The organism is Paraburkholderia sediminicola (assembly GCF_046026855.1).
GTDB classification, from domain to species: domain Bacteria; phylum Pseudomonadota; class Gammaproteobacteria; order Burkholderiales; family Burkholderiaceae; genus Paraburkholderia; species Paraburkholderia sediminicola_A.
Map to the genome: position 1 here is coordinate 138,773 of NZ_JAQQET010000016.1, position 10,617 is coordinate 149,389.

Genomic DNA, 10,617 nt, shown 5'->3' on the forward strand with positions numbered 1-10,617 from the left:
ATTTCTTTAAACGACCGCCACGATGAAATCCGTCGCGCTCGCCCAGAATTTTTTATTCGCCGGAAGCTTCACTCGAAGTACCACTCGCAGCCGGCTTCTGCGGCTTCTGCGGCTTGTTCGGATTGGCCGCCGGCTGCGGCTCACGCCACTGACCGCGCAGCTTCAGGCTGTCGGCGAATTCGACGCGTTCCTCGGGCGACAGCGTTGCCGCAAAATCCGCCACACTGCCCTCCACTTGCGCACGCAAGCTGCTGTCGGCCTCACGCGTGCGGGCCAACGCTGCGTCCAGCGCCGCGCGATCGAACTGCGGCGCGGCAAGCAGACGCAATACGTCGTGGCGCCCTTCACGCCCCTCGCGGGCAAACTCCTTGCCCTCACGGCGTGCATTCCTCAAGCCGTCGATAAAGGCTTTCTGACGTTCGGCCGGCAGCGTTTCGGCGGCGAAGCGCAGCGCCGTGCGCTGCTGCGCCAGCACCGGCGTCATCACGCCATGCGCCGCGAACCATTGATAAGCACCACCCACAATCGCGCCCAGCAGAAACACGTTGAGCACCAGCGAAACCGCCAGCACGATTTTCCATGACCGGCCGTTCATTCGCCGCTCCAATCGGCGGAGGACCCACCGAAACTCGAAGTTAAGTAAGAATACTCGTGCGCTTGCGGAACCGCTCCCGTCAATACGAAGAACGACACCGCAAAAGCACCGGCCACGCCACCGAGCAGTCCCACGCCCGCCACGGCCGCGCCCGACCACCACAAGCGCCGGCGCGGCGCGGCCGGCCGCCGTACCGTTGCGCTGCCGATGATGCGCTGCTGCAACGCCGCGCCCGGCGGATCGACCTTGTCGGCCGCCAGCCACGCATCGATGCCGGCCGCGTCCGCCAGCAGCGCATCGGCCTCGACGCGATGCGCCGCGGCCCAGGCCTCTCCCGCTGCGCGTTCCTGTTGCGGCCAGCGGCGCGGATCGGCACCGTAGGCTTCGACGATCTGATGAAATCTTTCGGGCGTCATGACTTGTCCTTGCTAAGGCCGCTGCCGGCCAGTTGGGCGCGCAGATTGCGGCGCGCACGTGCCAGCAGACTTTCCAACGCATCGACCGTGATGCCCATCAGGGCGGCAGCGTCGATGTTCGACATCTCCTGGTAGTAATTGAGCACCAACGCCTCGCGCTGGCGTGCCGGTAATGCGGCGAGCGCCACGCGAACGCGCTCGTCCTGGGCGCGCGCTTCGAGGGTGGCGTCGGGCAACGCGGCAGGGTCGATCTCGTCGGGCATATCTTCGTACGGGACTTCGCGGCGGCCGCGCAAGCGGTCATAGCAAAGATTGAGCGCGACGCGATGCACCCACGTATCGACCTTCGCCTCGCCTTCTCGCCAGCGCGAAGCCTGTTTCCAGATCCGCACGAAGACTTCTTGCGCCACGTCTTCCGCTTCCATGCGATCTCCCAGCATGCGCGTGGCGAGCGCGAGCAGACGCGGCAACTTGCGCGCGACGAGCGAACGGACGGCGGCCGGGTCTTGTCGCGCAACCCCCGCCAGCAGTTCCGCATCGGGATCGCGTTCGCTCAAGGCATGCCGCTCCACATCATGTTGCTTTCTCCCACAAGAGTTGAAGCCCTAAGCGGCTCTGTTTCTTCTTGAACGCAGTAGCCGGAGAAATCCGTCGCTTTGATTGGCATGAGAGAGAAACGTGCCGATGCGTGCCAGTTGTAGCCAACAAAACGACCTTCACATCGCAGGCCAACGAAAGCTTAACGACAGCAAACGTTATTCAAATGAATGGCGACAGATAGGTAGCGTAATGTTCGCGCCCTCAAATCTTAATCAGCGGGTGTTTCAATGCGCGCTGTTTCTTGCGGTAAGACCACTAGCTGTATTTCTAACAATATCCCCAGCGAACATCCACACGTGCATCACTGGAAACGCTGAACGGCGAAGTCGAATCTGGAGCCAGTCACATGTTCCGTAGAACCCTCTTACCCATCCCGTTTGCTGCGATGCTTGCGCTCGCAGCTTGCGGAAACAATAGTGTGAGCTCGACGGCGTCGGCGCCGGCGACTGCATCGACACCGGTAATCACGGTGTCGGCGCAGGACGCTGTCACGACGACCACGCCGATCAAACACGTAGTAGTGATCTTTGGCGAGAACGTCTCGTTCGACCACTACTTCGCGACCTACCCGCAGGCCAGCAACCCGGTTGGCGAGCCGCAATTCACGGCAGCCACAGGCACGCCCGCGGTCAACAACCTCAGCAGCAACAACCTGATCACCGCGAACCCGAACGCGCTCGCGAGCTCGCCGAACACGGCAGGCCGCACGGTCGGCGCCGTGACGATCGCGGGCCTCGGCCTGCCGGCAGCCGATCTGCTGCCGTTCCGTCTCGATCGTTCGCAAGCCAATACCTCGAGCCAGAACCACGCGTATGCCGCGGAACAGCTCGCGTATAACAATGGCGCGATGGACTCGTTCCCGCTGTTCACTGCCTCAGGTTCGACAATTGCCGGCAGTACCGGCGCGTTCGCCACGAAGGGCCAGGTGCTCGGCTACTTCGACGGCAATACGGTCACGGCGATGTGGAACTACGCGCAGAACTTCGCGCTGAACCAGAACGCGTACACGGACACGTACGGTCCGTCGACGCCTGGCGCACTCGAAGTGGTCTCGGGCCAGAACAACGGCGTCGTGGTGACGGGCGGAACCTCGGCCAACGCGATTCCGGATTCGACCGGCGGCTTCACGATGATCGGCGACCTGGATCCGACCGGTGACGTCTGCACGATCGCAGCGGGCAGCGCGCCGACGGGCGCCATGTCGTCGAACAACAAGAACATCGGCGACCTGCTCAACGCGAAGGGTCTGACGTGGGGCGGCTTTATGGGCGGCTTCAATCTGACGACCACGAATGCCAACGGCACGACCGGTTGCGCACGTTCGACATTCTCGCAAGTGCTGAACGCGACCAAGGCCGACTACGTGCAGCATCACGCGTGGTTCCAATACTACCCGACCACGGCTAACCTCGCGCATACGCGTCCTTCGTCGGCGGCTGTGATCGGCGCGACCGATCCGCTCGACAACACCGCAACGCCGGTCCACCACCAGTACGACACCGACGACTTCTTCGCCGCGGTGAAGGCTGGCAACTATCCGTCGGTGAGCTTCCTGAAAGCGCCGGCAATCAGCGACGGTCACCCGGGTAACTCGGACCCGATCGACGAACAGGCTTTCGTCACGAAGGTGATCAACTTCCTGCAGCAACAGCCTGACTGGAAGAATACCGCCGTGATCATCGCCTACGACGATTCGGACGGCTGGTACGACCACCGCTACAAGGCGCCGACGAGCTCATCGTTCGACTCGACCACGGCGCAATCCGCGGGCGGCAAGACGGTGGCGGGCACCGACAACCTGAGCGGCACCGGTGCGTGTACGGCAACGGGTGCGGTTCAACCGCAGGGCGTGAATGGCGGCGCAGTGAATGGCCGTTGCGGCCCGGGTACGCGTACGCCGTTTATCGTGGTGTCGCCGTGGGCGAAGGTTAATTTCGTCGACGATACGCCGATCACCCAGGCGTCGGTTGTCAAGTTCATCGAGGACAACTGGCTCGGCGGTCAACGCCTTGGCAACGGTTCGTTCGATGCAGCGGCGGGCAGCATCATGAACATGTTCAACTTCTCAGGCTCCGGCAACAATCCGACGGTGTATCTGGATCAGAACCTGGGTACGAAGCTGTCCGCGCCGCCGGCCAGCTGATCCCGGCACGCGTGCGGACTGCCCTTCCGGTGCGCTTCCCTTCACGTCATGCACGAGCGCTGTTCGTGCATGACGGCACGAAGCGCGGCGCGGGGAGGAACAGGAAACACACCAAGCTGTAGTTAGGCGTCGAGCCAGTGCAAACGTGCTGGCTCGATTTGCTTTTTGATCACATCCGATCGAATTACTCGTCACCATCGCCATGAATCATCCTTCAGACGCCGTGCTGCCCTCGCATCTGCCTGCCGGCGGTGAGCCGGGTCCCGTCATTACCCGTCGCTCGTGGCTCAGGCTGCTCGCGTGGAGCGCCACCGGCATCGTGCTCGCGCTCGTCGTGGTTTGCGCGTACGCGCTCGTCTACCCGGAACGGATGCCGCCCGCAGTCGGCGCGATCGTCGAAGAAATCACCGGTGCGAATCCTCATCCGGTTCATTTGATGCGTCCGCAAGACGCACCGCTGAGCGCGGTTGCGCTGCTCGGTAAACAGATTTTCTTCGACCAGACCTTGTCGGCCTCGGGTACGCAGTCGTGTGCGTCATGCCACTCGGCGCAGCATTCGTACGCACCGGATAACGCATTCCCGGTTCAACTCGGCGGCGCGCACATGAATCAGGCGGGCTATCGGCCGCCGCCGTCGCTGGCGTATCTGTACCGCCAGGCGCCGTTCAGCATCGGGCCGGATCAGGGCGATACCGATGTGCCTGTGGATATGACGCAACTGGCGTCACAGGCGGCCGGTGTGCAGCGCGCGCAAAAAACGGCGCTGGCCGCGCCCGCCGCTCCGGCGATGGTGCCGCAAGGTGGACTGTTCTGGGACGGCCGCGCCGATACCTTGCAAAACCAGGCAATCGGCCCGCTGATGAATCCGGTGGAGATGGCCAACGCGACAGAAGCGGATGTCGCGCACAAGCTGCTGCAAACGAAGTATGTTGAGCAGTTCAAACAGATATTCGGCCCGGGCATCCTCAACAATCCGAGCCTGCTGATCTCCGAAGCCATGTTCGCCGTGGGACGGTATCAGACCGAAGATCAGTCGTTTCACGCCTTTACCAGCAAGTACGATTACTGGCTCGAAGGTAAAGCACGGCTGACGCATGCTGAATTGCATGGCTTGCAGTTGTTCAACGATAAGGACAAGGCTAACTGCGCGGGTTGCCATTTGAGTCAGCCTAGCAAGGATGGCCTGCCGCCGGTGTTTACCGATACGCAGTACGAGGCGCTCGGCGTGCCGCGTAATCCGGCCATTCCGGCCAACAAGGATCCGAAGTTCTTCGATATGGGCGTGTGCGGCCCGTTCCGCGATGACATGACGAAGGAAACGCAATACTGCGGAATGTTCCTGACACCGACCCTGCGCAACGCTGCCGAGCGTAAGGTGTTCTTCCATAACGGCGTGTATCACGATCTCAAGCAGGTCATGGACTTCTACAACCTGCGCAATACGGCGCCTGAGAAGATCTATCCGCGCGATGCGTCCGGGAAAGTACAGAAGTACAACGATCTACCGGCCCAGTATCACGCCAATGTCGACGTCGCCGATGCGCCGTTCGATCGCAAGTTCGGTGATCAACCGGCCATGACGGATCAGGATATTCAGGACATCATTGCGTTTATGAAAACGCTGAGCGACGGGTATAAGGCTGCGGGGTCCTGACCTCCACAGGAGGCGGTCACATAGCCATTGCGCAGCGTCGCGCGAGCCGGTGAGGTATCCTTGCTGGTTCCGCGACCTCTATCCGTACCCTGCCCGATGGCCGATTTCCCTTTCGACGCCGTACTCTTCGACTGCGACGGCGTGCTCGTCGACTCCGAACCCATTACCAACCGCGTGCTGACCGAGATGCTCGGCGAGCTGGGCTGGCAATTGACCGTTGAAGAGGCAATGCGCATTTTTGTCGGCAAGGCCGTCAAGGATGAAGCCGCACTTATCGAAGCACGCACCGGCTTCGCGATTACGGCGGATTGGCTCATGCAGTTTCGCGCGCGCCGTAATGAAGCGCTTGATCGCGAGTTGATGGCGATTGACGGCGCAGCGTCAGCAGTACGCGCGCTTTACACAACGCTTAACGGACGCATCGCGGTCGCGTCGGGCGCCGATCGCATCAAAGTTGAATTACAACTTGTGAAGGCCGGTATCCTCGACTGCTTCGAAGGACGCATCTTCAGCGGCCATGAAACACCGCGCAACAAGCCGTATCCCGATGTCTACCTCGCCGCGGCCGCGGGGGTCGGCATGGAACCGCAACGATGTGCCGTCGTGGACGATACCGTCACGGGCGTGACTGCAGGCGTGGCCGCCGGCGCTACGGTGTTCGGCTATTGCCCGAAAGAACTGAGCCACAGCAGCGCCACTGCATTGCATGGCGCGGGCGCGGTTCACGTGTTCCGGGACATGGCCGAATTGCCCGCCTTGCTCGCCGGCTGGCGTGGCGTGCAAGGCTGAGGGCACGCGCCGTTACTCGAACGCAGGGTCGATCGGTACGCGATATCCCACCGCGAGGCGGTTAGTCTCATTCGCCATGCCGACCACTGCCAGCAGCTCGCCGAACATCTCGTCGGTCATACCGGCGCGGCGGGCCGCAGCCGTATGGCTCGCGACGCAGTAAGCGCAGTTGTTCGTCACGCTCACGGCAACGTAGAGCAATTCCTTGATCAGCGGATCGAGCGCGCCCGGCGCCATCACGTCCTTCAGACTGTCCCATGTACGAGCGAGCGTAGGCGGATGCTGGGCGATGTATTTCCAGAAGTTATTGACGTCGTCGACCTGGCGGGTCTGCTTGATGTCGTCGTAGACAGCTTTGACTTCGGGCGAAGCTGCGGAATATTCGACGGCTTTAAGCTGGCTCATACGTCCTCCTTTGCTTGCTAACGGGAATCGGCGGGGAATCGGCGATTCGTGCGCGAGTGGCGCGGCGTTGCCTATTGTGCCCAGAATTCCGACGGATCGAGCGAATGCATTGCGCCGTTGGAACGCACGAGCACGGCCGCCACGCCCGGATATCGCTATTGCATCTTATCGAGCCGACGCAGCACCTGCCCACTCGCACTGTCTTCAACGTGCCAGCCCTCGGCTCTTAAATGGTCACGCAGACGGTCGGCCTCGTTCCAGTCTTTAGCGACGCGGGCCTTTTCACGCGCATTGGCGAGAAGCGCGATATCGGCGGGAATCGCAGACACAATATGAGCTAGTGCGTACCGCATCTCGGGTCGCATGTAATTCGTGGCTTGTACCTCTGCCGGGCGTCTCAACAAAAGCCAAAAGGCACACGGCAACTGTCTCTCGTCGCCGTGTGCACTACGATCAGTCGCGACTGCGTTTAAGCCTTCGCTACACGCCCATACGTATCTTCGAACCGTACGATGTCGTCCTCGCCGAGATAGGCGCCGGACTGCACTTCGATCAACTCGAGCGGAATCTTGCCCGGATTCAGCAAGCGATGCGTCACGCCGAGCGGAATGTACGTCGATTGATTTTCGGTCAGGATGATCTCTTTATCGCCGTTGGTAACGAGCGCGGTGCCCTTGACGACAATCCAATGCTCCGCACGATGATGGTGCATCTGCAAGCTCAGTTGCGCGCCGGGGCTGACAACGATGCGCTTGACCTGGAACCGGTCGCCACTGTCGATACCCTCATACGATCCCCACGGCCGCACCACGCGACGGTGTGTGACCGACTCGTGACGTCCCATCGCATTCAACTGCGCAACGATCTTTTTGACGTCCTGCGCCTGGTCGCGATGCGCCACGAGCACAGCATCGGCGGTCTCGACGATAACGACGTTATCCAGCCCGATCGCGGCAACCAGCCGGTGCTCGGCGCGGATGTACGAATTGGTCACGGCATCGGTCAGCACGTCGCCGAGCAGCGCATTGCCCTGCGCGTCGCGCTCCGCAATGTCAGCAAGCGCAGTCCACGAGCCGATGTCGTTCCAGCCGAGATCCGCGACCGCGACCACGGCGGCGCGCTTCGTTTTCTCCATCACGGCATGGTCGACCGAGATGTTGGGACAGGCCGAGAAAGTTTGTGCTTCGAGACGGACGAAATCGTTGTCGCGCTGCGCACCTTCCAGAGAAAGTTCAGCCTGCTTCGCGATTTCAGGTTCGTAGCGGCGCAGCTCCTCCATGTAGGTGGACGCTTTCAGCATGAACATGCCGCTATTCCAGTAGTAGTTGCCGTCCTCGAGAAAGCGCTGCGCTGTCGCTGCATCCGGCTTCTCGACGAACGAGTCGACCGCAAAGGTCGGCTCGCCTTCGACGAGACTCGCACCCGAACGAATGTAGCCGTAACCGGTATGCGGTTCGGTCGGCGTGATGCCGAACGTGACCAGGTAGCCGTCTTTGGCAATCAGGGCGGCGGCTTCGGCCGCTTTGACGAAAACCGCTTCGCCGGTGATCACGTGATCGGACGGCAGAACGAGCAGCAATGCGTCCGGGCTTTCGCGCAGTGCCAGCAACGCCGCGACCGCGATAGCCGGCGCCGTGTTGCGGCTGGCGGGCTCGAGCACGATCGCCGACGACACGACATCGACCTGGCGCAACTGTTCGGCAACCAGAAAGCGCTGTTCATTATTCGTCACGACGATCGGCGATGCGACGTCGGCGATACCGCTCAAGCGCAGTGCGGTTTGCTGAACCAGGGTGTTTTCGCCCGTCAGCTTGAGATATTGCTTCGGATATCCGCCACGCGACATCGGCCACAGCCGGGTGCCGCTCCCACCGCAAAGAATCACTGGATGAATATGCATGGTCTGTTCCTCTCTAGGTATTGTTTGAATTTGCGCGAGCCGATTCCCTCTGCCCCCATTCAAGCCCTGCGCATAAGCTGCATTCGCACCGATTCTAGTTCATGCGGCAAACGGCGCGAAATTGGCGCGCGGCGCGGCAGTTCGACAAAGCCGAGGCGTTGATACAAATCGTACGCGCGCCGATTGCTGACCAGTACGTCCAGGACGATCTGCCGATCCGGTTCGTCGTGCATCAGGCCCGCGCGCAACACGCTGGTAAATAGCGTGCTGAACACACCGGTACTCCGCATCTGTTCACCAGTTGCGCAATGTGCAATCAGTGTCTGCGACGACTTGGGCGCGGGCAATTCGCTCTCCAGCACCAAGCCGCGCAACAGCATGGCAACCGTACGGCGCACGCCAAAAAACATGAGCAGCATCAGCGCGACATGCGGATCGTCAAACCAGGTGTTCCGGCCGTCATGCATGGCAAGCACCGCCGCCACCTTGCCGTCGCCCGTCACGGCGACGTGGTGCCGCCGATAGGAGAAACGGCCGTGTTTCGACGTGAAGGCAAATTCCAGAAACTCGGCACACCGTTTGTCAGATTCACCGAGAAAGAACCCGAACTCCCGTACGCCCGAGGCGAAAATCAACGACGCGCACGCCTCGGCGTCTTCCGCTCGCGCGGGACGGGCCTGCAACGCGCCCGATTCCCGACCCTGCTGCTGCGCGCGAACGCGCTCTGATTGAACGGCGTACATGGCGGGTGTTCCTCTCTAACGAGGCAGGCGCTTGAGCGCCGCAATGGTTCGACTGATCTGTTCCGGCTCATGCGTCGAACAGATGAAAAACCGCAAACGCGCCGCCTTTTCTTCAACAGCGGGATAGAAAATCGGCTGCACGTTGATGCCTTCCGCAAACATCGCGTTGGCCCACTGCGCCGCCTTCAGGGTGCTACCGGTAATAATCGGCACGACCGCATAGCCCGCGCTTTTACCGGTGTCGAGACCGGCGGCCCGCGCCTCGTCGAGAAACTGTTTGCCACGCGCGCGCAGCAGCGCCACCCGCTCCGGTTCGGCAATCAGTCTTTCCAGCGCGGCAAGCGACGCTGCCGCCAGTGCGGGCGCGAGACCCACGCTATACAGAAAGCCGGGCGCAAGATGCCGCAAGATATCGACCAGCGCCTGGGAGCCGGCGATAAACCCGCCGCACCCCGCCAATGTTTTGCTGAGTGTACCCATCCAGATATCGACGTCGCTGCTCGCCACGCCGCAATGCTCACGAACGCCCTTGCCCTGCTCGCCCAGCACGCCGAGCGAGTGGGCTTCGTCGACCATCAGAAACGCGGCATGCCGGCGTTTGATGTCGACGAACTGCGCCAGATCGGGAATGTCTCCGTCCATGCTGTACAGGCCTTCGATCACAATCAGCACACGCCGGTAATCGTGCCGTACGCGTGCGAGCAATGCGTCAAGCGCCTGCCAGTCGTTGTGCGGAAAGCTCAGCCGTTTCGCGCCGCTCAATTGTGCGCCTTGCACGATGCTGTTGTGCGCAAGCGAATCGTGCACGATCAGATCGCCGGGACCGAACAGCGAACCGATCACCGTCACGTTGGTCGCATGGCCGCTCACGAACACGACGCAGTCGTCCACCTCGTACAACGCAGCGAGCGCCGTTTCGAGTTCGCGCTGCACGGGCCGTTCGCCCGCCACCATCCGGCTCGCCGATGCCGACGTGCCATAGCGGTCGATCGCCGCTTTCGCGCGCGCGGAAACGAGCGGATCGCCGGCGAGACCGAGATAGTTATAGTTCGCGTAGTTCAGATACTCCGCGCCGCCGATCTGCGTGGTCGCGCCCGCAATACCTTCGTGCACGCGAAAAAACGGCGACTGCACCTGCAGCTTCTCGCCCATCTGCCGCATTATTTCGACCTGCTGATAACCCGGCATGGTCTCAAAGCGGCACAGCGCAGCGCGCGAAGCGTCCTGAGCCGCGCGCGTGCCGCCGGCAGGCAACGGCGCGCCCGGCGTCTGCGCCTCTTCGGAGACGCGTTCCAGTTGCCGCATCAACGCCTTCGCGGCGAGTTGCTGGCGGATGTGATCACCCAATCCCATGCTATTCAGATAACCCTGT

General features: G+C 61.8%; 11 protein-coding genes. 3 read left to right on the top strand and 8 right to left on the bottom strand.

The window, feature by feature from the left end; all coding sequences use genetic code 11:
* Window positions 1-52 precede the first annotated feature (52 nt).
* Genes PQR40_RS19490 through PQR40_RS19500 form a run of 3 tightly spaced genes read right to left on the bottom strand, consistent with a single transcriptional unit; the run spans window position 53 to window position 1,583 of the window.
* Window positions 53-595, bottom strand: a complete 543-nt coding sequence (locus tag PQR40_RS19490; protein ID WP_408509666.1) for a periplasmic heavy metal sensor — start codon at window positions 593-595, stop codon at window positions 53-55.
* Complete coding sequence (locus tag PQR40_RS19495; protein ID WP_408509667.1) at window positions 592-1,011, bottom strand: hypothetical protein; 420 nt, start codon at window positions 1,009-1,011, stop codon at window positions 592-594. The genes PQR40_RS19490 and PQR40_RS19495 overlap by 4 nt, the downstream gene beginning before the upstream one ends.
* The gene (locus PQR40_RS19500) at window positions 1,008-1,583 is read right to left on the bottom strand and encodes an RNA polymerase sigma factor (RefSeq protein ID WP_408509668.1); all 576 of its coding nucleotides are present in this window, start codon (window positions 1,581-1,583) and stop codon (window positions 1,008-1,010) included. Before PQR40_RS19500 ends, PQR40_RS19495 begins: the two co-directional genes overlap by 4 nt.
* A gap of 374 nt (window positions 1,584-1,957) precedes the next feature.
* On the opposite strand from PQR40_RS19500, the gene PQR40_RS19505 reads away from it, so the two are divergent.
* From PQR40_RS19505 to PQR40_RS19515, 3 genes are all read left to right on the top strand, one after another.
* Window positions 1,958-3,754 (top strand): phospholipase C, encoded by a 1,797-nt coding sequence (locus PQR40_RS19505; RefSeq protein ID WP_408509669.1) that lies wholly within the window; start codon window positions 1,958-1,960, stop codon window positions 3,752-3,754.
* Window positions 3,755-3,956: 202 nt separating this feature from the next.
* Window positions 3,957-5,408, top strand: coding sequence for a cytochrome-c peroxidase (locus PQR40_RS19510; protein ID WP_408509670.1), 1,452 nt, complete (start codon window positions 3,957-3,959; stop codon window positions 5,406-5,408).
* A gap of 96 nt (window positions 5,409-5,504) precedes the next feature.
* A complete protein-coding gene (locus tag PQR40_RS19515; RefSeq protein ID WP_408225161.1) occupies window positions 5,505-6,197 on the top strand; it encodes an HAD family hydrolase in 693 nt (230 codons plus the stop codon).
* A gap of 12 nt (window positions 6,198-6,209) precedes the next feature.
* Here PQR40_RS19515 and PQR40_RS19520 read toward each other — a convergent pair whose 3' ends face one another.
* The 5 genes from PQR40_RS19520 to PQR40_RS19540 all read right to left on the bottom strand — a co-directional run bounded on the left by PQR40_RS19520 (window position 6,210) and on the right by PQR40_RS19540 (window position 10,598).
* Window positions 6,210-6,602: a carboxymuconolactone decarboxylase family protein gene (locus PQR40_RS19520; protein WP_408339105.1), complete on the bottom strand. Its 393-nt coding sequence runs from the start codon at window positions 6,600-6,602 to the stop codon at window positions 6,210-6,212.
* Between the two features lie 155 nt (window positions 6,603-6,757).
* Complete coding sequence (locus PQR40_RS19525) at window positions 6,758-6,955, bottom strand: CysS/YqeB C-terminal domain-containing protein (RefSeq protein ID WP_408509671.1); 198 nt, start codon at window positions 6,953-6,955, stop codon at window positions 6,758-6,760.
* 116 nt (window positions 6,956-7,071) lie between these two features.
* Window positions 7,072-8,502 carry a mannose-1-phosphate guanylyltransferase/mannose-6-phosphate isomerase gene (locus PQR40_RS19530; protein WP_408225173.1) on the bottom strand — a complete coding sequence of 477 codons (1,431 nt, stop codon included), beginning with the start codon at window positions 8,500-8,502 and terminating at the stop codon, window positions 7,072-7,074.
* Window positions 8,503-8,561: 59 nt separating this feature from the next.
* Window positions 8,562-9,245 (bottom strand): GNAT family N-acetyltransferase, encoded by a 684-nt coding sequence (locus PQR40_RS19535; protein ID WP_408225176.1) that lies wholly within the window; start codon window positions 9,243-9,245, stop codon window positions 8,562-8,564.
* Window positions 9,246-9,260: 15 nt separating this feature from the next.
* On the bottom strand, window positions 9,261-10,598 hold the full coding sequence (locus PQR40_RS19540) for an aminotransferase class I/II-fold pyridoxal phosphate-dependent enzyme (protein WP_408225179.1): 1,338 nt from the start codon (window positions 10,596-10,598) through the stop codon (window positions 9,261-9,263).
* Between the last annotated feature and the right edge of the window lie 19 nt (window positions 10,599-10,617).